This window comes from Chryseobacterium sp. FR048, assembly GCF_056844665.1.
Genome location: NZ_JBXDSE010000002.1, coordinates 101,244 through 123,993, shown reverse-complemented (window position 1 = coordinate 123,993; position 22,750 = coordinate 101,244). Strand labels below are relative to the sequence as shown.

Here is a 22,750-nt window from a genome sequence, read left to right as displayed (position 1 = left end):
AAAAAGCTGATTGGCCAATTTGCTCTGCTGTCTTTGGTTATTTTAAATTAATTTTCTGGCTTTTTCAAGGTCTTCCGGTGTATCAATCCCTACTCCGATGAAATTGGTTTCTATCATTTTAATCTTCATTCCATACTCCAGATAACGGATGCATTCTATCTTTTCTGATATTTCCAATGGCTTCATCTCTAAAGTTGAAAACTGCAGCAGGGCCTCTTTTCTGAAAGCATAGACTCCGATATGCTTGAAATAGCTTATATCATAAGAAATCTCTCTGTGAAAAGGAATAACGGAACGGCTGAAGTATAGGGCAAAACCGTTGTTGTCGGTAATGACTTTTACATTGTTGGGATTTTCAATTTCTTCTTTTTCATGCAGTTGTATTTTTAAAGAAGCAAGGGAAATTTCCTGTTGAGCATCATGTTTGAAAACTTCGATCAACTGCTGCAAAGGTTCGAGCTTCAGGAAAGGTTCGTCTCCCTGAACGTTGATCACGATGTCACAATCGATATTCTGTACTGCTTCTGCAATACGGTCGCTTCCTGTTTCGTGTTGTCCCGTCATGACAGCTTTCCCACCATTATTCACAATTTCATCAAAAATGATCTCAGAATCTGTAGCCACAAAAACTTCATCAAAAAGTCCTGTTTCCACAACATTCTGATAGGTAGTGGTAATAACGGTTTTTTCTCCTAAGATCTGCATCAGTTTTCCCGGAAAGCGGCTTGCTTCATAGCGTGCGGGGATGACAGCGATTATTTTCATTCAGTATAGATATTAAGTAAATCTTTTTACACTTCGTCTTCTTCCAAAAGATGAATGATGAAGCTTATTCTGACCAAAAATAGTGAAAACTATTGTAGTTTATTCTATAAAATGCAGTATTCTGCTTAAGTTCGGCATCAAAATCCATGATTACCAGTCTTAGAAAAGAAAAATCCCCCCATCTTCAATGAAAATGAGGGAATCGGGTATAGATTTTTAAATGAGTCGATACATTAAAATGATAGTTTTACCCCTACCATATTATATTCCCATTGACGGGATGCCATAAGATCAAATTTATATTTTGTCTTTCCTATGGTGCCTTCTGAGGAAGTATATCTGCTTTTTGAAATTGTTTTTCCAATAAAATATCCCATCAACAAAGCCAATGGATAATCTGAGGCCCAGTGAACCTTACTTTGCATCATTTGAAAACAAAGGGCTCCTGCCAGCGTGTACCCTACCGGTTTGATCCATCTTGCATCCGGGTAATTATCTGCAATCACAGTAATACCAGCCATAAACGTCGTTAAGTGTCCCGAAGGCATTGCATCATAATTTGATGTATTTTTTCCGAATTCTGAAAAACTTGGAAAAGGATTCCAGGCTCCTCCTTTATTACCGTTTATCTCTGCAATAAAGGGACTTTCTCTTCCGGTAATTCTTTTAATAGTCTGGGTAAAAACTCCGGAAAGAATCAAACTCTCCATCAAACCACTAGCCGTAGCCTGTGCTCTGTAATCATTTTTAATCAGTCCGTAGGTTCCGAAACCAATTCCCAGCAAGACTAATGTAGAACCGTTTCCTATCAGGTAAAGGGTAGATCCTATATCTTTTGGAATTTTAAATACACCTCCAACTTTGTGATAGTTGTTATCCTTATCCATTCCCCATCTTTCTCCCAGCTCTCTGGAATTGTCTATCAGTTTCTGGTCAACCGGCAATAAGATCAATGTGGCGGCAACTGCTCCTCCCAAATAGTAAGCATGGTCTTTGGCTACAAAATCTTTATTCGTATTGATAAAGTTTCGGGGTAATTTGGTGACAAAATCCAATAGTTTTGGTTTTGGGTAGGTTCTTACTGAACCGTCTTTTAAGGTGTACGTCTGCACTTTCGGCAAATCTGCTTCTTTTGGTAAGTCACTTACCTTCAAACTATCCACCTCTTGAGAGCATACCAGTATTGAAACTGGAAATAGCAGAAATCTCAGTTTTTTCATCGTTTTTATTTTCGATCCTATTATATTTAAGCTGTGTAAAAGTGTCAAAGGTAATTCCAAGTTGACTTTAGTACAAAATGTTTATTTAATTTTTAAGGATTATTTAATTTTTTTATAAAAAAACGATCTATTCTCAGTTTATATATTTAATCAAAAAAATAATTCCATAGATCCAGAAGATATACAATGAGGAATATAAAAGTCCGAAGCCAAGACTTTTTAGTACATTTCCTTTGCATCTCCCCGAGTTTTTGAAAACCAGCCGAAGAGCCCGAAAAAAGACCCAATATAAAATTGCGCCTAAAAATAACACCGCTGACCAAAAGAAAAGTCCCAGAAAATAGGAAAGAAATATCAGTAAAACGGAAAATACAATCCATAAAACAATAGAAAGGATAATCCCTCCTATTCCATCCCCAGCATCTGGTGGATCAAACTCAAAACCATCGATTTTCGGAGTTTTATCAGAATATCTTTTTAATCTCTCTCTGTTTAAAATATTTCCTACATTATCTTTTAGCTTCAAACCATAATACAAGCCAAGACTGATAAAGAGAAAAAATCCCCCAGCTAATATAGATGTGGATAAAATAGAATTTTGAAATAAAGACCGATGGGCTCCTTTCCCGGAAAGCCAAACGCTTAAAATCACTATTGTGATTATCGCTAATGTTGAGAAAAATACATATTTTGTCTCAAGGAAAGATTTCCTGGGAAGTTTCATGGTTTATAGGGGTATAAAACGCTTCGACTCCGCTCAGCGTGACACTGTTGATACTATTTGTATGTTGAACAATGTCTTGCTGAACGGAGTCTGAGCATATATTGTATTTAAAAAATTACTTTAAAAGATTCAAAGCATTTTCCAGTTTCGGAAGCATTACTTTGATCTCATCAACAGCTAATCCACCTACAGAAGCACGGAACCAAGGTTCTGATTTATCTTCTCCGAATGCTGAGAATGGTACCAAAGCAACACCTGCTTCATTAATTAAGTAAAATACAAGGTCTGAGGAGTTTTCAATAACAGCTCCATCAGGTTTTGTTTTTCCGATATAATCTAATTTGATGGTAAGATAAAGTGCTCCCATTGGCTCAATACTGTCTACGGCAAGGCCTTTTCCTTTCAAATCCTGAATTCCTCCGTGAAGTACTTTTAAGCTTTCTTCCAGTTTACCTTTGAAATCTTCTACGAAAACATTTACATTTTCAGGGTTTTCATAAAATTTTGCAGTAGCTTCCTGCTCTGGTTTTGGTGCCCAGGCTCCAACGTGAGTAAGAAGTGCTTTCATTTTGTCAATGATATGAGCTGGCCCGAATCCCCATCCTACACGTACTCCTGTTGCCGCAAGACATTTTGAAATACCATCGATATACACTGTATATTCTTTCATTTCAGGGAAAAGAGAAACCGGATCTACGTGTTCTGCACCAAAAGTAAGGTTAGAATAGATCTGATCATACATCAGGTATAACGGTTTTTCGTCTGCTCCTCTTTTTTTGTTTTCAGCGATCACCAATTCACAGATTTCTGAAAGCTGCTCTCTTGTGAACATTGTTCCTGTAGGGTTCAATGGTGAACAAAGCGCTAATAAAACTGCGCCATCCAGGTGAGGTCTCAAGTCATCTGCTGTTGGAAGGAAGTTTGTTTCCGGCTTGGTTTTTACTTCTACAGCATTTGCGGAAGTAAGGTAAGCATAGTGGTTGTTGTTCCATGATGGTGTAGGATATACTACTTTATCCCCTTCATCCACGATTGTTTTGTATACGGCATAGATCAAAGGTCTTGATCCTGCTGTGATCAGAATATCATTCGGGGAATACTCAAGATTCCATCTGTTTTTCAAATCTTTGGAAACTTCTTTTCTTAAAGATAAAAGTCCGTTGGCAGGAGGGTAATTTGTCAGATTATTCTGATAGGCTTTCTGAATTTCTTCCTTCAGCAATGCCGGAATAGGATAGATATTAGAATTCAGGTCACCAATAGTAAGATTGGCAATTTCTGCTCCCTTTGCTTTTAGATCATTTACTTCGTTACCAATTTTTACAATTTCAGAACCGATCAGGTTCGCTGCTAATTTTGAAACTTTCACTTTATTCTTATTTAAAATTTACTACTATTATCTTCTCAGATTAATTTTGTCTTCTATTTGCTCCATGGGTATATGGGCATCATAAGCGGCTATTAGTTCTTTAGTTTTTTTTGCGGTAGTAGAGTTTGGATATTTTTTGATGAGAGTATTGTAAGCTTCTCTTTTATCATCGTAAATTTTTCCTTCCTCACCGTCATAAATTCGATCACTGTCCATTCCCAGAAGATAATCCAGCAAATAATTGTGATAATTATCTTTTGCTGCTTTGATGAGTGGGCTTTTGGGATATTTACTGATAAAATTTTCCCATACAATCAATCGGTCTCCCAATTCTTCCCAGGTAATCAAAAGTCCGCCATTCACCGCATAATTTTCCTTATTATCTTTTGCCATCTGTGAAATATAGGCTGCATAATCAGGAGTTACACTATTCTTAAACACAGACTCATAATATCCAGGCAAAGAATGGATTTCTGTAAGTCCTTCTCCCATTTCACGGAATTCAAGACCTACTTTATTCAGTTCGGCAGCCATTCTCTTTATGTTATCCGGCAGATTATAGGTATCCGGCCCTGTGTGATAATCAATATATTTGTCAAGTATCTCAGTTTGAGAAGTATTAAAACAATCAGTGTATTTATCTCTGATTTTCACATAGTTTTCATACACTTTATTGTTTTGCTCCGGACTGTTTCCTGCAATCTCTTTGTCTATTTTAGTACGATACCATTGCAAAGCTTTAATGTAATCTTCTGTTTTATTTTCTGAAGAGCACGCTGTGTCAATGGGTTTGTACTGATCCTCTTTGGTTTCGTTTTTAGCTATTGAGTCGTTTGCAGACTTTGCCTCAGAAACTGCAGTTTCCTTTTTACAGGAAACTACAGCTGCAGACAGTAGGCAAACTGCTATAATATTTTTTATCATGTGCTGTTTTTCAGAAATTAATCCAGTTTTAAATCTGTCTTAACCGCTTCAATTTTAGCTTCCAATGATTTTAATTTATCTCTAAAGTCTGCTTCTGAAGAAATAGAATCTTTTACAGAAACATAAAACTTGATCTTCGGTTCTGTACCTGAAGGTCTTACACAAACCTTCGTACCGTCTTCTGTATAATAGATCAATACATTAGACTTCGGAATGTCATTCATTACCTTTTTCTCGTTCGTAGAGGTATTAAGACTGGTTTGTTCTTTAAAATCCTTGATCGCTAAAACTTCTGAACCTGCTAATTCTTTTGGCGGATTTTCACGGAAATCTTTCATCATATTCTGGATCTCTTCAGCTCCTTCTTTTCCTTTTCTTACAATATTGATCAATCCCTCATAATACATTCCAAGATCTTTATATATATCGATCATGTACTGGTACATTGTTTTACCGTTTGCTTTACACCATGCTGCAATTTCGCAAGCTAAAAGGATACTTCCGCAAGAATCTTTATCACGAACGAAATCTCCGGTCATAAAACCGAAACTTTCTTCTCCACCACAAACAAATTTCTGAGTTCCTTCAGCTTCACGGATCATTTTTCCGATCCATTTGAATCCTGTAAGACCTACTTTACACTCAACCCCGAATTTCTGAGCAATTTCATAGAAAATATCAGAGGTTACAATCGTAGATCCGATAAATTCTTTTCCTGTAATTCTTCCCTGCTTTCTCCATTCGTTCAGGATGTAGTAAGTAAGAATCGTATTGGTTTGGTTACCATTCAGTAACTGCATTTCTCCATCAAGGTTTCTTACTGCAATTCCCAGTCTGTCGCCGTCAGGGTCTGTTCCGATCACGATGTCTGCATTGGTAATTCTTGCCAGATCCATAGCCATTTCCAGTGCTGCAGGTTCTTCCGGGTTTGGAGAATCTACGGTTGGGAAATTTCCACTTGGGATCATTTGTTCTTTAACAAGGTCTACTTTTTTGAAACCTGCTTTTGCTAAAGCTTTAGGAATTGTTGTATACGTTGTTCCGTGAATGGATGTGAAAACAATATTTAAATTTTCTTTTCCTTCGTTCTGGTACGTAGAGTTTTCAATACATGCATCAATGTAAACATCGTCCTGCTCCTCTCCGATCCATTCGATAAGATCATCGTTTCCGTTGAATTTGATTTCGTCAAATTTTACAGAATATACTTCATTGATGATCGCTTCATCATTTGGCGGAACAATCTGTGCTCCGTCATTCCAATATACTTTGTAACCGTTATATTCAGGTGGATTGTGAGAAGCCGTCAATACGATTCCTCCGTTACATTTTTTATCACGAACGGTGAAAGAAAGTTCAGGAGTTGGTCTGTGATCTTTGAAAAGCAATACTTTGATTCCGTTTGCTGTCAAAACATCTGCTACCAGTTTTCCGAATTCTTTTGAATTATGACGAACGTCATAGGCAATGGCCACTTTAATTTCCTCTCCTTTAAACTGCTCAAGCATATAATTAGCCAATCCCTGAGTTGCTTGTCCTAATGTATATTTATTCAAGCGGTTGGTTCCTACTCCCATTATTCCACGCATCCCTCCTGTTCCGAATTCAAGTTCTCTGTAGAAAGAATCTTCAAGATCCGGGGAATTGCTGTCGATTAATGCCTGTACTGCATTTCTCGTTTCTTCATCGAAGGTATCACTTAACCAAAGTTTCGCTTTTTCTAATGTGTTCATATTTAGTTTAGTTTGGAAGCTGGAGGCTGGAAGAGGGAGGTTTATTTTTGTCCCAGTTCAAGCTTTCAGCTTTTTGATTTATTATTTGTTTAGTTATTAGGCTGGAAGAAGGAAGTTGGGAGATGGAAGATATTGCATTCCTTAATTCAGACTTCTGCCTTTTATTCAATATTTTTATTTAATTAAAAAAGTGAAAATGAAGTTCGGTAAACTAAAATAACCTCCAGCTTCCATCTTCCCATCCTCTACCCTCCTAATCATTCTTTTATCTGATTTCTAAAAGCAATAATTTGGTTCATTAAATTATAACTTTCAGTATAAAGATTGTCAAACTCTATTTCTGTAATATACTTTCTATTTTTTGCTTTATATAAACAGGTTACTGTTTCAGCCAAAGAGCGAATCGAATATCCTAAAAATTTTTTAAACTCCAATTTTGATTGCAGAATACTCCCTTCTGAAATATTAAGAGCAATAGAATCTGTTGCCCTTCTTATTTGTGAAGTGAGATTAAAAGCTTCATCTTTTGGAAAACCTTGAGACAATTTAAAAACTTGTTCACCAAAATCCATAGACTTCTGCCAAATTAACAATTTTTCAAATTTGAAACTCATTTGTCTATTTTTTAGGCTGGAAGAAGGAAGTTGGGAGATGGAAGATATTGCATTCCTTAATTCAGACTTCTGCCTTTTTATTATTTTCTATATTTTTATTTGATTAAAAAAGTGAAAATGAAGTTCGGTAAACTAAAATAACCTCCAGCTTCCTGCTTCCATCTTCCCACCCTCTAATCTAATTTCTTATTTTCAACTTTCGTTGTTTTTTCTACTTTAAACGCTCTGATCGGATCGTTGTAATAGATAAATTTTGCTGTATTCTGAATATTTCCTTTCAGAGAGTCTTTCACATTTACTTCTGCATAATTTCCATTTTTGGAATCAATATTCAGATTGGTGATCTTCCAGTAAGGAGCAATCAGACTCGCTGTATCTGAAATTTTGATCACGGCATCTTTTGTCAATCCTAAGAAGTTGGCGCGGCTTCTGTTATGCATTTCAACTTCTGCTCTTCTGGTGTTGACAGATCCCATAAAGGTAGCATGATTTTTCAGACTAAGCCTGAAATTATCGGTTTTGATTTCACTTGAAATATTCATTTCTACAGAATCTGAAACGGCTACTTTTTCAAGGTTATATTTTGAATAGATGGTTACATTGTAGAAATCTACTCCTTTTGTTCCTCTTTTTTCTTTAATGAAAAGTGTTTTATCTTTTACATCCACATCAAGGTTACCGGCAACATTCGGATAGGTTTCTATTTCCACAAAGTTTTTTGGCCCTCTGGCATAAAATACACGGAATTTACCATTCAGATCCAGGTTTACAAACTCCGGAACATCCACATCTTTCTTTTCAATATTTCCTTTCGGAGAAACTTTCCCACAGGAAACTACTGCAACCAGCATCAATGTGTACAATACTTTTTTCATATTTAATTTTAAATATTCTATTTCAATCATAACGAATCAATACTGAAATTTCCGGGATCGCTTTTTATTCTCACCATAGAAATTTTCAATACTATTGTTTAACAAAAATAGGATTAAAATTTGTAAAAAACTTTGTCATTTGACAATAAAATACCTGATAATTTTCAATTTTTTACTTTTCGGAAAACCTATTTCTTATTCGTATTTTCTTTTACTTTTTTATAAAACCACGTTTTAGGGCTACCTGCCATTGAAAATAAAAGCAGATAATTTTTACTTACTCTGGAAATTTTCATTGGAGTCATATTTTCATCATCATTATATTTCATTTTCAACAGGTTGTTTTCTATCTGATAAGTTCCGCTGTTCCCCATTGAACTGAAAGTTTTATCCTGATAAAAAGTCAGAATTCCTGTTCCGTATCTGGAATTGTTTGTTTGGGTTTTCAAAGTGTCGGTGTTACGAATTTCTCCTTCATAAATATCAATAAACTCCCAGGAACCGGAAAGTTTGTTGGATGAACAGGAAGTTATCATGAATAAAAGAAAATAAAAAAAGATTGATTTGAGTTTGAACATTGAGGATAAAAGTTTTTATAAAATTACAAAAAGCACCCTGTTGACAGAGTGCTTTATTGATTAAGATGAAGTTCTTATAATTAATTGTGGTGTATATTTAGTTTAAAAACCACTAATTACACTAATTTCAGACACGAATATCACAATAAATAGTGCTATTTGTGAAGCATTTATGACACTAGTGTTTAAAAATTATATCACTTCATCAATATTATAGTTCTTATGTTCACGGTTGGTTCTGATGATCATTTCGCCTAAGAATCCTGCCACAAACAGCAGCGTTCCTAAAATCATCATCGTCAGTGCAATGAAAAACCATGGGTTGTTGGTGATTAAATGTCCGTAGATTCCTCTGGCTACATCAATCAGTTTTGAAATTCCCAGCCAAAGTGCTGAAAGGAAACCGAAGATAAACATTACTGTTCCTACTGCTCCGAAGAAATGCATAGGTCTTCCGCCAAAACGACTTACAAACCAAAGGGTTACCAGATCTAAAAATCCTCTTACAAATCTCTCTGTCCCGAATTTTGAAGTTCCATAAGGTCTTGCCTGATGCTGCACTTCTTTCTCGGTAATTCTTCTGAAACCTGCATTGGCAGCCAATACCGGAATATAACGGTGCATGTCTCCGTATACATCTACAGATTTTACTACCTGTTTTTTATACGCTTTCAATCCGCAATTGAAATCATGAAGATAAACACCGGATACTTTTCTCGCCGCCGCATTGAACAGTTTTGAAGGAATATTTTTCGTCATAACATTGTCAAAACGTTTTTTCTTCCAACCGGAAACAATGTCATAATTGTCATGGATCACCATATTGTACAATTCCGGAATTTCTTCAGGGAAATCCTGTAAATCTGCATCCATGGTGATAACTACATCCCCATTTGTTCTTGAAAAGGCCGCATGAAGTGCCTGTGATTTTCCATAATTTCTGGAAAATTTGATGGCGTGGATCTGAGGATGCTGTACTTTCATATTCTCAATAATGCTCCACGACAAATCCGTACTTCCATCGTCTACAAACCAGATCTCATAAGATAAATCACTGGTTTTACAGACTTTATCAATTCTTGAGAAAAGCTCTTCCAGAGAGTCTTCTTCGTTCAGTAACGGAATAACTATAGATAAATTCATTTAATTTTAATAAAAATTAGGCTTGATTGGTTTCTTCGGGTTGATGAATTGTTCTTGTTCTGAAAAACGCTCCGAAAAACACCGACAAAACTACGTAAAATATAAGAATTGCTGCAAAATATCCTGAAAAATGACTTGCGGTAAGCATATCTTTTCCTTTTACAGCCTCTGGAGTAAAGCTTTGCAGCCTTTCTTTATACTTCTGATCCAGTTCATCAATATCTTTCTGATGCTTCAGGATCTTCCTTGCAGTGGTATACTCTGTATCCAATTCTGATTTTTGTCTTTGAACATATTGGTAGTTCAAGAGTTTTTTGGCATCTGTATCTGCAAAGTTTAAAAAGGCATAAATACTGAAGATGGAAAGAATCCCTCCAATGAACATTGGAACGAATGCTCTTTTGAAAGCTTCTTTAAATTTTACCACTCTATGGTTGTTCCAATATGATTTTACGGACCAAAAAGCTGCACCTGCATACAAAAGAGGCAGAACAAAAGCATTGGCTTTCAGTGATATATCAAAATAATTGATTCCTGAAAAAAAAGTGTATACTACAAAGAAAACGATCATTGTAGCAATAAAAAGTATAATTCCTAGTGTTGATGGACTTTTCGTCATATTTAATTTTTTAGAAAAAAGTTGAAAAATTATTTCCCTAAATGTCAGCCGATTAGCTCTACCACTGCATTTTTTCTACTAATTTTCTTTAATAAAGTTTTGAAGTTAACAAATATTTCCTACCTTTGCAACGGCAAGTCCTAAACAACCAGCTCCTGAGAATCCTCCAGGGTGGGAACGCAGCAAAGGTAATCGGTCGTAGCGGTGTGATTTAGGTAGCTTGCCATTTTTTTTTGTTTTAAAGTAAGAAGAGAGGTAATTTGATAATTATCTTTTTTTGTTTTTAATACCTTACGCATCATTTTCATTTTTCTAATTTTCAGATTACCTCTATACAGTTTTGATTAAAATTCGAACGTCTCGCCTAATTTTGGTAAAACAAGTTCTACATTTTTCTCAGCGAAATGCTTTAATGCACTTTCATGATTGATCTCAATTGCCGGGAACGTATCAAAGTGACATCCGATTACTTTTGGAGTTTTTAATAGTTCTGCTGCTGCAAAAGATGCTTTTCTAGGGCACATTGTATAGTGGCTTCCGATTGGAAGGATAGAAAGGTCGATATTCCCGTATAATCTTGGAAACAGCTCCATATCTGCCATTACTCCTGTATCTCCAGCCAAATAAACATTCTTCCCTTCAGGAAGTCTGAAAATATATCCCACAGGAACACCACCGTAGCTTCCATCAGGGAAAGAACTTGTATGGTGAGCCGGAACCATGGAAATTTTAAGATCGTCGATTTTTGCAGACCCTCCGAGGTTCACATCGTCTGTATTTTTAGCCTGTGTAAAGTAACCGCATACTTCCGGCACCCCGATTACAGTAGCTTCCGGATAATGCTGTAATACTTCTGCCACATCTGCGATATGATCTCCATGCGCGTGGGTCAACAGAATGTAGTCGATCTTCTGAGCGGTAATATCAAATCCTGATTCCGCTTTTTTGTAATTGTAGAAAGGGTCGCTCAAAATTGTCTTGTCCTTGTACGTAAACAGGAAGCAATTTTGCCCTAAGAATTGTATTTTCATTGTCAATTTAATTTCAATTATTATTAAACACAAATGACTCAAATAATTTCACAAATCACACAATGAGGTGAGTGATACTCGTGAAAGCATTCGTGCCATCCGTGTTTTCTTTAAAACGCAAAGCGTTGTTTATTTACTTTATCTATTTCGACGGGAATTTATCTTCGATAAGCCTCAGATTGATCCCATGTTCCAGATAAGCTTTACAACCATCTAAAACCGTCGTAAAACCGCCTGTATTGTCATTAATTACCTTCAGCAGATCTTCACCGGTCTGGCTGAATCCATAGCTTTTAATGACAACAAGAGTACCGTTCTCCATCGTTTTGAATTCATAGTCTACGTTGACTGAAGGATCGCCCCATTCTGTTCTGATAAGTTGGTTCGGAATGATCTGGTGAACTTTCACTACGTTTTTTACACCGTACATTTCCCATTCCCAGGTAATTGTCTTACCCTCTTCTAGTCTTCCGGTAGATTTTGTAAACCAGAAATTAGTCGTCACTTCAGGGTTGATGAATGCTTCAAAAACATCTTCAACCGGCTTTCTGATAAGCATTTGAGCTTCAACATACACATTAGAATCCATGATATACTATTTTAGATTTAGTTAAATAAATTAAGTCCGGCTGCCGTAAGAATTGCCATTACAAACGTCATGATCCCCACCTGTTTTAAATACTGATCTAATTCCTTTGGCTCTTTTACCGACATGATGCTTCTTCTCAGTTTTGCCAATGGGAATAACAGGATCATTACGATGAACACATAGTAATTCTGCTGCTGTATAAATCCGTTTACTCCTAAAAAGATAAGGATCAGTACTAATGGAAGCTGTAATAGGATCATTTCATAGATCATTGCATTTTTGAATCCGATTCTTAATGCAAAGCTGTTCTTTCCTGACAGTTTATCACTTTCAATATCTCTCATATTGTTCAGGTTCAATACCGCCATACTCATCATCCCTATTGCAGTTCCCGGCAACAGCATATCCCAGCTGAAGGTCTTCGTAAACAGAAAATAACTTCCGCATACTGAAACCAAACCGAAGAAGATAAATACAAAAATATCTCCTAATCCCATATACCCATAAGGTTTCTTCCCTACTGTATATCCAATTGCAGCTAAAATACATGCCACTCCCAAACCTATGAAAATATAGAACTCATTCATATACTCCGGAATGAAAGCAACATACAATAATGCAATTGTTGCAATGAAAGACAACGCTGAAAAAAGAATCACCGCATTTTTCATCTGTTTTGCTGTAATTTTCCCTGATGCGACTGCTCTTGCTTCTGCTTCATTGCTTCGCTTTGCATCGGTTCCTTTTACCCCATCACCATAATCGTTGGCATAGTTTGATAAAATCTGATACAAAAGTGTTACCAGAAGTGCCAGTGCAAAAATCTTCCAGTCCCAGGTTCCGCCTTCTCTGTACAGCCTCCATTTTGCAATGAAAGCTCCCATAATAATTCCGCTTAACGAAAGCGGTAAAGTTCTGAGCCTTGCGGCTTTTATCCAATCAATCATATTATTTAGATATTAGACATTAGAAGTTAGAAGTTAGTAAGACCATTCTGTCTAATATCTAGCTTCTAACCTCTAACTTCTTTTTTATGAGATCCACTTATCGTCTCCGAAATTCGGCTTTCTTTTTTCAAGGAATGCATTTCTGCCTTCCTGAGCTTCTTCTGTCATATAAGCCAGACGGGTAGCTTCTCCGGCAAATACCTGCTGCCCTACCATTCCGTCGTCTGTAAGGTTCATTGCAAACTTCAGCATTCTGATAGACATCGGAGATTTTCCTAAGATTTCCTGAGCCCATTCGTAAGCGGTATCTTCTAATTCTGCATGGGGAACAACTTTGTTTACCATTCCCATTTCAAAAGCCTCCTGAGCGGAATAGTTTCTTCCTAAAAAGAAGATTTCACGAGCTTTCTTCTGTCCTACCATTTTTGCCAGGTAAGCAGATCCGTAACCACCGTCAAAACTTGTTACATCAGCATCGGTTTGCTTGAAAATAGCATGTTCTTCACTTGCTAAAGTAAGGTCACATACTACGTGAAGTGAATGCCCACCACCAACAGCCCATCCAGGAACTACGGCGATCACCACTTTCGGCATGAAACGGATCAGACGCTGAACTTCAAGAATATTCAGACGATGTCTTCCATCTTCTCCTACATATCCTTGATGACCTCTTGCTTTTTGGTCTCCGCCACTGCAGAAAGCCCATCCCCCATCTTTAGGGCTCGGTCCTTCTCCTGAAAGCAAAACAACACCTATTGAAGGATCTTCAGAGGCGTCATAAAAAGCATCGTATAATTCTGAGGTTGTTTTAGGTCTGAAGGCGTTACGCACTTCCGGTCTGTTGAAAGCAATTCTTGCTACACCGTTACATTTTTTATAGGTAATATCTTCGTATTCCTTGGCGGTTTTCCACTCGATCATCTTATAAAAATTTTTCTCAAAGATACGGAATTGCAAAGAATTTCTGAGGGTGAATTTAATGATCATCTCTACTAAAAGGGAGAAATTTTGAAGGATGATTTTTAAGGTCAGGATTTTGAGGAAAAACAATATATTTTGCTCTTGATAACTCAACCTAACAGGTTTTAAAAACCTGTTAGGTTTGTCAAATTAATCCAACATCCTAATGGGCTTACAAACTCACATTTTTTGTAAACCATACAAATTCATAAGCTTATCTGAATGTATCCGTAGAACTACAACAATTATTTATCGTGAGCCCAGAATAACAGTCCTTTTCTGTTTAAAAATAAAAAACCGGAACATTTCTGCTCCGGTCTTCATATCTGTTGTTATCAAAAATGATTATTTCGCTCCAGCTGCTGTAAGTTCAGCTTCTTTAGCCTTCATTTCTTTAACTTTATCCATGTTTTTCGTTACTACGTAGATTTCTTTCAACGCAGTCACTGCATCAAGGCTTTTTGGAGCTGCTTTGTACCATCCTTCAGCGTATGGTAATGCTTTAGCAAATCTCTCTCTTCTTGCATCGATCAATTTAGAAGCTTCGTCCGGCTTGTCTTTTCTCAACGCATTGATCTGTCCTACTACTGTAGCATCATCTCCGATAGTAGTATATACCAGGTTCTGGTGTGCATCAGCAAAGTCCGGTTTCAACTCGATTGCTTTTTTGAATGATTCTAAAGCATCATTTACCGTTGCCGGAGTTTTAGCCTGCATTACCCCAAGGTTGTACCAGTTGGTAGCATCGTTCGGGTTTTTCGCTAACTGCTCTTTCAAACCTGAAACGAATTTATCTGTATTTCCGGACTGAAGATAGGCAGTAGTCTGAGCTTCTTTAAGTTTAGCATTATTTGGATATTTAGCTAATCCTTTCTCGATAATCGCAAGAGCTTCATTTGATTTCTTAGCATTAAGAAGTAATGAAGATAATGTTTCATATAATTCAGGCTCTACACTTTTCGTCTGTTCTGTTTTGAAATCGGTATAATCCGGGTTCTTTTTCATAAGATCCCAAGTTGCCTTATCAAGGTTTATTACCTGACCGCTTTTCTTTTCTTTTGCAGTATAAGTAGTTTCTACTCCTGTAAATCCAGAATTAATCAGGTCTGTATATATTTTGATTGATGCATCACTGTTGTTAGCCAATGCATGGCTAAGTCCTGCATAATACATATATATTTTGTTGTCCTGACCGCTAGATTTCAATAGGTCATAAACTTCAATAAACTTAGGTGCTGCTGCTGCATAATTCTTTGCATTGTAAGCATCCATAGCTGTTTTGTTTGCTTCCTGAAGCTGAGCATTCAAAGCATTTGCATCTTTTTTATCTTTCTGCCCGAAAGCAAGAGAAGACGCAACGATAGCCATTCCTAAAATCAGTTTCTTCATAATAACTATTTTATATTAATTGTACAATTTATTCTTCAGAATCGGAATTCTCAGTTCCCTCTGCCTGATCTTCAGCCTGAGGTGTTGTATTGTCGTCTTCTAGGTTATCAAATAGTGTTCCTGTTCCTTCCAGAATTACTCCTTCAGTTTCTCCGGTTTCTTCAAATTCTTCAGAATCTTCCTCTACATCTTTATCCATTTCTACTTTTGCAATCGCTGCAATTTCGTCATTTTTCTTAAGGTTGATCAGTTTTACTCCCTGAGTATTTCTACCCATTACTCTCATTTCATCCATTCCCATTCTGATAGCAACCCCAGACTTATTGATGATCATCAATCCGTCTTCGTCTGTTACATTCTGAATAGCAATCAGATTTCCTGTTTTTTCGGTAATGTTCAGGGTGATTACTCCTTTTCCTCCTCTGTTGGTAATTCTGTAGTCTTCTACCGCAGTTCTCTTTCCATATCCTTTTTCAGATACTACAAGTACTGTTTCGTTCTCCACATCATTCACAACAATCATACCAATAGCTTCATCACCATCTTCAAGTAAAATTCCTCTTACTCCAATAGATCCTCTACCTACTTCTCTTACTTTTTCTTCAGGGAAACGGATACATTTACCGTTTTTGGTAGCGATCATGATCTGAGAAGTTCCGTTGGTAAGGTAAGCTCCTAATAACTGGTCATTATCTCTGATCTCAATAGCGTTCACCCCATTTACCCTTGGTCTTGAGTAAGCTTCCAATGATGTTTTCTTAATGGTACCATTTTTAGTTACCATCACTACACTCATTTGGTTTACATATTCTGAATCTTTAAGGTTATTGGTTCTGATATATGCTTTGATCTTATCATCCGGTTCGATATTGATAAGGTTTTGTACCGCTCTTCCTTTCGCTGTTTTTGAACCTTCAGGAATTTCGAATACTCTCAGCCAGTAACATCTTCCTTTTTCTGTAAAGAATAACATGTACTGGTGGTTGGTTGCAGATACAATATATTCAAGGAAATCGGAATCTCTTGTTGTAGCTGCTTTATTTCCTACACCTCCTCTACTTTGAATTTTGTATTCTGAAAGTGAAGTTCTCTTGATGTATCCTGCGTGAGAAATCGTAAGAACTACAGATTCGTTAGGGATAATATCTTCAATAGACATTTCTCCTCCTGAGTAATCGATTTCTGTTCTTCTTTCGTCTCCGTATTTTTCTTTGATCTCAACCAATTCGTCTTTGATGATCTGGAATCTTCTCTCTTCATTAGCTAAAATATCTTCCAAATTAGCAATCTCTTTCATGATTGCATCATACTCATCACGGATCTTGTCAAGCTCCATTCCTGTAAGACGAGCCAATCTAAGATCAAGAATTGCCTGAGCCTGGATTTCTGAAAGTTCAAATGCCTCGATCAAGCCTTCTTTTGCAGCCTGAGGGTTGGCACTGTGACGGATAATTGAAATGGCTCTGTCTAAAGCATCCTGAGAACCGATCACCTTCATGAATCCTTCTAGGATATGAGCTCTCTCTTTTGCTTTTTTAAGCTCAAACTGAGTTCTTCTTACGATTACCTCGTGTCTGTGCTCTACAAAGTGATGAATAATATCTTTAAGGTTCAGCTGCTCCGGTCTTCCATGTACCAATGCAATATTGTTTACACTGAAAGAAGTCTGAAGTGCCGTATATTTATAAAGTAAGTTTAAGACTACATTCGGGATGGCATCATTTTTCAATTCATACACCACACGAAGTCCTTTTCTATCCGATTCGTCTCTGATCTCATGGATACCAGGAATCTTTTCGTCTTTAACAAGTTCTGCAGTTCTGGCAATCATTTCAGCCTTGTTAACCTGATAAGGAACTTCTGTCACGATAATCGCGTTTCTGTTACCAATTTCTTCAAAGTTAACTTTAGCTCTCAGAACAACTCTACCTCTACCTGTATGGAAAGCATCTCTTACTCCGTCGTATCCATAAATGATACCTCCTGTAGGGAAATCCGGAGCAATGATAAACTGCATCAGTTCATCGATGGTAATATCCTTGTTATCAATATAAGCACAGATGGCATCTACAGATTCGGAAAGGTTGTGAGGCGCCATGTTGGTAGCCATCCCTACTGCAATACCTGAAGCTCCGTTCACCAAAAGGTTAGGAACTTTAGTAGGCATTACCGTTGGCTCCTGCAAACTATCGTCGAAGTTATTTTGGAAATCAACAGTCTCTTTGTCAAGGTCAGAAAGAACCTCATCAGAGATCTTTTTCAATCTTGCTTCGGTGTAACGCATTGCTGCCGGCGGGTCACCATCCATAGAACCGAAGTTACCCTGCCCGTCTACCTGAGGATAGCGCAAGCTCCATTCCTGGGCCATTCTCACCATCGCATCATATACAGAAAAATCTCCGTGCGGGTGATATTTACCCAACACATCCCCAACAATTCTCGCAGATTTTAAATATTTCCTATTAGAAAAAACCCCTAATCCGTACATACCATAAAGTACTCTTCTATGAACGGGTTTCAGGCCGTCTCTTACGTCCGGTAACGCTCTTGAAACGATAACCGACATCGAATAATCGATATAAGACGATTTCATTTCATCAACAATGTTGATAGGAATCAGTCTTTCTCCTTCTTTTTGCATAAACAAATTTTATTATAATGATAGTCAGACCCTTAGCTGAAAGCCTGAAAATTATTTATTTCGAATTTTTATTAACGGGCTAATTTACGAAAAAAATGCCGATTTTTGTGTTAGAATTTATCCACAAAATCTTAAAAATTCTTAAAATATGAGCGTATTAAGTATAACTTTCCACTGCACGAAAAATAATCTGGAAGAATGGGAAAATTATATTGATGAAACCCTGGTTTTAATGACCGAAAATCTGATGGATGTCAGCAAATATATGCTTTCTGAAGTTCACAGTGATTATATTGATGAAGGTAAGAATTATAACCTTCTGCTTATCTTTGACAATGATGGTCTCAGAAATGATTTTATTGAAAGTGAGCTGAAAAATATAGCTGAGCGTATTGAAAATAAATTCGGCCAGGAAGTAATGATCTTCAACACCTTCCTGAATCCCAAAAAATCAAGACTATAATATAAAGGAAAAGCACTGAATTTTCAGTGCTTTTTTTATTTTAATACGATCTGTGGAATCCTCCATGGTGACCTCCCCCGAAATGATGAAATCCTCCGTGATGTCCACCATAAACATATATCCTTTCTGTATATCTGGGACCATAACCGTAGTATCTTGGTCCATAATATCCATATCCCGGTGATCTTACTCCATAATATGCATCTGCTGTACAAGATGACAGCATGAATATTATTGCCATGACTCCTAAAGCCTTAAGCATTGTTTTCATTGTATTGTCACATTTTGTTACACCTTACAATAATCAATGTTGATGCCAAATCAATCAAAAAAATATTCATTTTAAATAAAAAAATGCCCATTTTAAAAGGGCATTTGGTATTATTTTTCTTAGTAACCGTTTCTTTTTTTAACCTGTCCCGGAGCATAATCCTTTGCGCTTCCTCCGTATATCTTTTTAGCCTGTCCCGGCGGAATTTTCTTAGTCTGATAATATCCCCCGTTATCATAAGCCACACAAGACGTAAACATTGATATGACCACCAGAACACCAGTAATTTTCAATATATTTTTCATTATTTTCTACTTTTTCCAATTTAATAGATAGAATATAACAAGGTTTAGGCCAAATGGATTAAAGTTCAATAGCTAAACTGATGATCTATGGTGAAATTAGTCCTTACATTATAGAATTTCACTTCTCTTCTCCATCAGAACCAGGTCTTTCCATTCGCCGTTCAGTTTTCCCATTTTTTTACGAACCCCTACCATTCTGAACCCGTTTTTCTGATGAGATTTGATGGCGATTTCATTTTCAGAGAAGATATGGGTCTGTAAGGTCCAGAATCCGTGGTCCTCGCTGTCCAGAATAATCTTTTTAAGCAGTACTGAACCCAATCCTCTCCCCTGATATTCATTATCGAAATAAATGCTTACTTCTGCCACTCCTTTGAAACATTCTCTCTTGCTTACCGGTTTTAAGGCACACCATCCTATTACTTCATTATTTTCATTTTCCAACACCCAGCGGCAGTCGTTGAAATATTCCATACTCCAGGCCTCGGCAGTAGGGACTTCTGTTTCCAGGGTGGCAATACCGCCATCTACTCCCTGTCTGAAAATTTCCAGGACTCTGCCTTCATCAGTGGGAAGCATTTCTCTTAATTCGTAATTCATAGGATTAATGATATTTTCTTTTGTACTTTCTTTTGATTCTTGAATAATGGGTCTGTTTGCTTTTCTCGTCCTGAGAAACGACACTGATGTTTCCATCTACTTCTAAAACAGACAATTTTACATCTTTGATATTTTCGATGCCATGTTCTCTTATAGCTTCTTCCAGCTCATTTTCGGTAATTTTTACCCGATTAAGGGCTGCCTGATCTGCAATTCCGTCCCTGATTAAAATAACGGGTTCATCCTGCATAAAGGATTCAAAGGAGCGGTTAGAGAACATTAACCTCTTCAAAATGAAGTTGGCCACAAATAAAACCAAAGCTGCTACAATACCGCCTTCCAGAGAAGTATCCGGTCCTACCATTGCATTCTGAACGGCATTAGAAATCAGCAGCAATAACACTACATCTCCTGCGTTAAGCTGTGAAAGCTGGTTTTTACCAAATAACCGGATAGCGATCACCATAAAAAGGTAAACGCATAGGGAACGAACTGCAACATTAAGAATGGAATCCACTATTTTTTTTATCTATTCAAATGTATTGATTTTTTGTTATTGTACGAATGATATATTGATAGTTTTTGACGGACTATTCATGGTTTACAGAAGGCGAAATTATTGGTATAAGATTTGACTTCTCTCCATGAATTATTATTTAAGAATGAAAAAATTATTATTTCTCTCTTTAGGAGTCCTGCTTCTTTTTGTATCCTGTAAAAAGGATGTACCTCAGCCTACTTCCTCTTCAGATGCAACCATCCATGAAAAAGTAAATGAGCTTTACACCCATTACGGTAAATCTAATGAGGTAATTTACAATGAACCTGTTTCGGGAGATTTATTTTCCAAGGATTTAAAGGAAGCATTGGAGGTTGCAATAAATACCTCAAAAGCAGATATAGAAAAGGTAAAGAAAAGCGATCATCCTGACGAAAAGCCTCTGATCTTTGAAGGAGCCATTTTCTCCAGCCTGTATGAGGGATTTACCAATTATAAGATCAAATCTGTTACAATTCATGGAAAAACAGCGGAAGTACCGGTAGAATTGGAATATAATATGGCTGTACCAACAGTAAAATGGATCGATACTATACATCTTACAGACACAGAGAAAGGATGGAAAATAGACAATATTATTTTTGATAAAACAGGAAATTCCAAAGATCTCAAAGCAAGATTAAAAGAATTTACACAAAGTGTTTCACAATAGAAAAGCCGCTCCTTGAAGCGGCTTTATTTTTTACGGGCACTGAACGATTGGAACATCACTGCAAATTACTTTATTTGCCCACTCGCAAAATGTACAGTATTTTACAGGTTCTCCTCCGTTTACTGACTTTAAATCTGACTTTGTCAGTTTCTTTAAATTTTTCATATTGTTTTAATTTTATGGTTTGGCAAAATTAAAACGTATCTGATTATTATTGTTATAATTTAATCTTATAAGTTTTCATTATTCACACATCATTGAATAATAAACCCTTCTTATTACCTATTGTGAATCTCGACTGTCACAGGCATTACATAAGTGTAAGCCACCATGTTATCGGTCAGTTTTTTGCGGTCTACTCTATAATCCAGATCACTTAATACCGTTTCAATTTCTTTGCTTACGGTTTTGCAGTCTCCGGTAGAATGAACGTTGACAATTTTTCCGTTTTTGGCAATATCAAATTTCACCACAGAATTGACAGTTCCTTGTTTATAATCAGGGTTTGTAAGGTCAAAATTGGCTTCCAGTCTGTTCCTTATATCATTAAAGGTTTCACTTCTATTCAACTGAATCTCCTGAATGGTATTATGATCTGTAGCTTGAGCTTTAGCAGTGTTAACAACAGCAGCAAACCCGCAAACGAAAAATGAAGCGATCAATATTTGGATTTTATTTTTCATAACTAACTGGTTTTAAATATTATACTCAACTTATTTTGTATCTCTTAACCAAAGTTATTAAAAATATTTCATATTAAATTCACATTGAGTTAACATTCAGTTAACATTGAAATTTAAATTATTGATTATCAGTGTTATAAAATTTTAAAATAATTGAAAAATTAATATTGGAAGTTCATTTATGTAGCAAATTCATAAATCTTCAACTCTCTTTTGACCATTTTATAAAAAATAAACCACTTAAATAGGAGGTTTACTTTTATCTCTAAAATGTACAACTACAGGCATGGCAGGCCGAGAAGATCCATTTCTGAACTCCAAAGCAGTTTAACCTGCCCTTTTTCATCTGTTTCAAAAACAGCTCTTTCCGGAAACTGACAATCGGAATCCGCGTTTTTATTGTGCCATCTGAAATCATCATAATAAGTAAAATACAGATTTTTGTAATTGCCATAAACAATGGGATTGTAGCTGCCTTGTCCATAAATGTTTTCTGTACTTTCTTTAGAAGCTGATTTTTTGATGGACTTATTGATCTCTGCGTAATTATTCCCATATTTCAGTGGAATTTCTTTTTCTGAAGCAATAAGAGCGTTTCCAATCAGTTTTTTATCTACATCAAGAATGTAGGCAATATAATCATTACCACACTCCGTCGACTGAAAAATTACTTTTTTTATCTTACATCTTTGAAAGGCTTTGGTACCATACACAAAATAGATGTCCTTCATTTCTTTCTTAAAAGTATCTTCAAATCTTTTATTATAAATCAGCTGTCCCCGAGATAGCGTATCATAATATTGATAATCTTTCATATCCTTGTGATAGATCCATGGAAGTGAGTCTTTATCCAAAAAATCTTCGTATTTGCCCGATAAATGATTATCCTTATCATCAAACTGTACCGGAACACAGATGGCTATATCTTTATCCGTAAGCTGATACACCCCAAAAATAGAATTTTTATCCAGCTTATACTCCACTTCAGTTGTCGTATGTCTGTTTTTGGAACTATAGTTTCAGAATGATTTGTTTTCTCTTTTTTGCAAGATGTCAATAACGTTAAAGAGAGTAACGTCAGGATCATGTTGTTTTT

General features: G+C 36.4%; 25 protein-coding genes and 1 other RNA gene. 3 read left to right on the top strand and 23 right to left on the bottom strand.

Annotated features, from left to right (window positions below):
- Positions 1-42: 42 nt before the first annotated feature.
- The 10 genes from kdsB to AC106K_RS05455 all read right to left on the bottom strand — a co-directional run bounded on the left by kdsB (position 43) and on the right by AC106K_RS05455 (position 10,564).
- A complete protein-coding gene (kdsB, locus tag AC106K_RS05500; RefSeq protein ID WP_482443629.1) occupies positions 43-765 on the bottom strand; it encodes a 3-deoxy-manno-octulosonate cytidylyltransferase in 723 nt (240 codons plus the stop codon).
- A 233-nt stretch (positions 766-998) separates the two neighbouring features.
- Positions 999-1,985 (bottom strand): phosphatase PAP2 family protein, encoded by a 987-nt coding sequence (locus AC106K_RS05495; RefSeq protein WP_482443628.1) that lies wholly within the window; start codon positions 1,983-1,985, stop codon positions 999-1,001.
- A gap of 839 nt (positions 1,986-2,824) precedes the next feature.
- Positions 2,825-4,078: a pyridoxal phosphate-dependent aminotransferase gene (locus tag AC106K_RS05490; RefSeq protein WP_482443627.1), complete on the bottom strand. Its 1,254-nt coding sequence runs from the start codon at positions 4,076-4,078 to the stop codon at positions 2,825-2,827.
- A gap of 27 nt (positions 4,079-4,105) precedes the next feature.
- Positions 4,106-5,002, bottom strand: coding sequence for a hypothetical protein (locus AC106K_RS05485; RefSeq protein WP_482443626.1), 897 nt, complete (start codon positions 5,000-5,002; stop codon positions 4,106-4,108).
- Positions 5,003-5,019: 17 nt separating this feature from the next.
- Positions 5,020-6,735, bottom strand: coding sequence for a phospho-sugar mutase (locus AC106K_RS05480; RefSeq protein WP_482443625.1), 1,716 nt, complete (start codon positions 6,733-6,735; stop codon positions 5,020-5,022).
- A gap of 257 nt (positions 6,736-6,992) precedes the next feature.
- Positions 6,993-7,349, bottom strand: a complete 357-nt coding sequence (locus AC106K_RS05475; RefSeq protein WP_482443624.1) for a four helix bundle protein — start codon at positions 7,347-7,349, stop codon at positions 6,993-6,995.
- Between the two features lie 173 nt (positions 7,350-7,522).
- On the bottom strand, positions 7,523-8,224 hold the full coding sequence (locus tag AC106K_RS05470; protein WP_482443623.1) for a GIN domain-containing protein: 702 nt from the start codon (positions 8,222-8,224) through the stop codon (positions 7,523-7,525).
- 188 nt (positions 8,225-8,412) lie between these two features.
- Positions 8,413-8,760, bottom strand: a complete 348-nt coding sequence (locus tag AC106K_RS05465; RefSeq protein WP_482443622.1) for a hypothetical protein — start codon at positions 8,758-8,760, stop codon at positions 8,413-8,415.
- Positions 8,761-8,994: 234 nt separating this feature from the next.
- Positions 8,995-9,945, bottom strand: a complete 951-nt coding sequence (locus tag AC106K_RS05460) for a glycosyltransferase family 2 protein (protein ID WP_185288660.1) — start codon at positions 9,943-9,945, stop codon at positions 8,995-8,997.
- A 16-nt stretch (positions 9,946-9,961) separates the two neighbouring features.
- Positions 9,962-10,564 carry a DUF4199 domain-containing protein gene (locus tag AC106K_RS05455; RefSeq protein WP_482443621.1) on the bottom strand — a complete coding sequence of 201 codons (603 nt, stop codon included), beginning with the start codon at positions 10,562-10,564 and terminating at the stop codon, positions 9,962-9,964.
- 131 nt (positions 10,565-10,695) lie between these two features.
- On the opposite strand from AC106K_RS05455, the gene ffs reads away from it, so the two are divergent.
- An RNA gene (gene ffs / locus AC106K_RS05450) (signal recognition particle sRNA small type) lies at positions 10,696-10,793 on the top strand.
- A gap of 115 nt (positions 10,794-10,908) precedes the next feature.
- On the opposite strand, the gene AC106K_RS05445 is transcribed toward ffs, so the two are convergent.
- The 6 genes from AC106K_RS05445 to gyrA all read right to left on the bottom strand — a co-directional run bounded on the left by AC106K_RS05445 (position 10,909) and on the right by gyrA (position 18,121).
- Positions 10,909-11,595 carry a metal-dependent hydrolase gene (locus AC106K_RS05445; RefSeq protein ID WP_482443620.1) on the bottom strand — a complete coding sequence of 229 codons (687 nt, stop codon included), beginning with the start codon at positions 11,593-11,595 and terminating at the stop codon, positions 10,909-10,911.
- Positions 11,596-11,737: 142 nt separating this feature from the next.
- On the bottom strand, positions 11,738-12,184 hold the full coding sequence (locus AC106K_RS05440; protein WP_482443619.1) for an SRPBCC family protein: 447 nt from the start codon (positions 12,182-12,184) through the stop codon (positions 11,738-11,740).
- A gap of 17 nt (positions 12,185-12,201) precedes the next feature.
- Positions 12,202-13,131, bottom strand: coding sequence for a 1,4-dihydroxy-2-naphthoate octaprenyltransferase (gene menA / locus AC106K_RS05435; protein WP_482443618.1), 930 nt, complete (start codon positions 13,129-13,131; stop codon positions 12,202-12,204).
- Positions 13,132-13,215: 84 nt separating this feature from the next.
- Positions 13,216-14,052, bottom strand: a complete 837-nt coding sequence (locus AC106K_RS05430; RefSeq protein WP_045497172.1) for a 1,4-dihydroxy-2-naphthoyl-CoA synthase — start codon at positions 14,050-14,052, stop codon at positions 13,216-13,218.
- 384 nt (positions 14,053-14,436) lie between these two features.
- On the bottom strand, positions 14,437-15,480 hold the full coding sequence (locus AC106K_RS05425; protein WP_482443617.1) for a tetratricopeptide repeat protein: 1,044 nt from the start codon (positions 15,478-15,480) through the stop codon (positions 14,437-14,439).
- A 28-nt stretch (positions 15,481-15,508) separates the two neighbouring features.
- Positions 15,509-18,121, bottom strand: coding sequence for a DNA gyrase subunit A (gene gyrA / locus AC106K_RS05420; RefSeq protein ID WP_482443616.1), 2,613 nt, complete (start codon positions 18,119-18,121; stop codon positions 15,509-15,511).
- Positions 18,122-18,269: 148 nt separating this feature from the next.
- On the opposite strand from gyrA, the gene AC106K_RS05415 reads away from it, so the two are divergent.
- Positions 18,270-18,584, top strand: a complete 315-nt coding sequence (locus tag AC106K_RS05415) for a DUF4286 family protein (protein WP_482443615.1) — start codon at positions 18,270-18,272, stop codon at positions 18,582-18,584.
- Between the two features lie 40 nt (positions 18,585-18,624).
- On the opposite strand, the gene AC106K_RS05410 is transcribed toward AC106K_RS05415, so the two are convergent.
- The 4 genes from AC106K_RS05410 to AC106K_RS05395 all read right to left on the bottom strand — a co-directional run bounded on the left by AC106K_RS05410 (position 18,625) and on the right by AC106K_RS05395 (position 20,277).
- Entirely contained in the window at positions 18,625-18,825 is a 201-nt protein-coding gene (locus AC106K_RS05410; protein ID WP_482443614.1) for a hypothetical protein, read from the bottom strand.
- 149 nt (positions 18,826-18,974) lie between these two features.
- The gene (locus AC106K_RS05405) at positions 18,975-19,160 is read right to left on the bottom strand and encodes a quinol oxidase subunit 4 (protein ID WP_482443613.1); all 186 of its coding nucleotides are present in this window, start codon (positions 19,158-19,160) and stop codon (positions 18,975-18,977) included.
- 108 nt (positions 19,161-19,268) lie between these two features.
- Complete coding sequence (locus tag AC106K_RS05400; RefSeq protein ID WP_482443612.1) at positions 19,269-19,760, bottom strand: GNAT family N-acetyltransferase; 492 nt, start codon at positions 19,758-19,760, stop codon at positions 19,269-19,271.
- Positions 19,761-19,764: 4 nt separating this feature from the next.
- Positions 19,765-20,277 (bottom strand): YetF domain-containing protein, encoded by a 513-nt coding sequence (locus tag AC106K_RS05395; RefSeq protein WP_047095775.1) that lies wholly within the window; start codon positions 20,275-20,277, stop codon positions 19,765-19,767.
- 145 nt (positions 20,278-20,422) lie between these two features.
- On the opposite strand from AC106K_RS05395, the gene AC106K_RS05390 reads away from it, so the two are divergent.
- A complete protein-coding gene (locus tag AC106K_RS05390; protein WP_482443611.1) occupies positions 20,423-20,971 on the top strand; it encodes a hypothetical protein in 549 nt (182 codons plus the stop codon).
- Positions 20,972-21,001: 30 nt separating this feature from the next.
- On the opposite strand, the gene AC106K_RS05385 is transcribed toward AC106K_RS05390, so the two are convergent.
- The 3 genes from AC106K_RS05385 to AC106K_RS05375 form a co-directional block, all read right to left on the bottom strand.
- Positions 21,002-21,136 carry a bacteriocin-like protein gene (locus AC106K_RS05385; RefSeq protein WP_002979182.1) on the bottom strand — a complete coding sequence of 45 codons (135 nt, stop codon included), beginning with the start codon at positions 21,134-21,136 and terminating at the stop codon, positions 21,002-21,004.
- Positions 21,137-21,249: 113 nt separating this feature from the next.
- A complete protein-coding gene (locus AC106K_RS05380) occupies positions 21,250-21,654 on the bottom strand; it encodes a hypothetical protein (protein ID WP_482443610.1) in 405 nt (134 codons plus the stop codon).
- A gap of 278 nt (positions 21,655-21,932) precedes the next feature.
- Complete coding sequence (locus AC106K_RS05375; RefSeq protein WP_482443609.1) at positions 21,933-22,637, bottom strand: hypothetical protein; 705 nt, start codon at positions 22,635-22,637, stop codon at positions 21,933-21,935.
- Between the last annotated feature and the right edge of the window lie 113 nt (positions 22,638-22,750).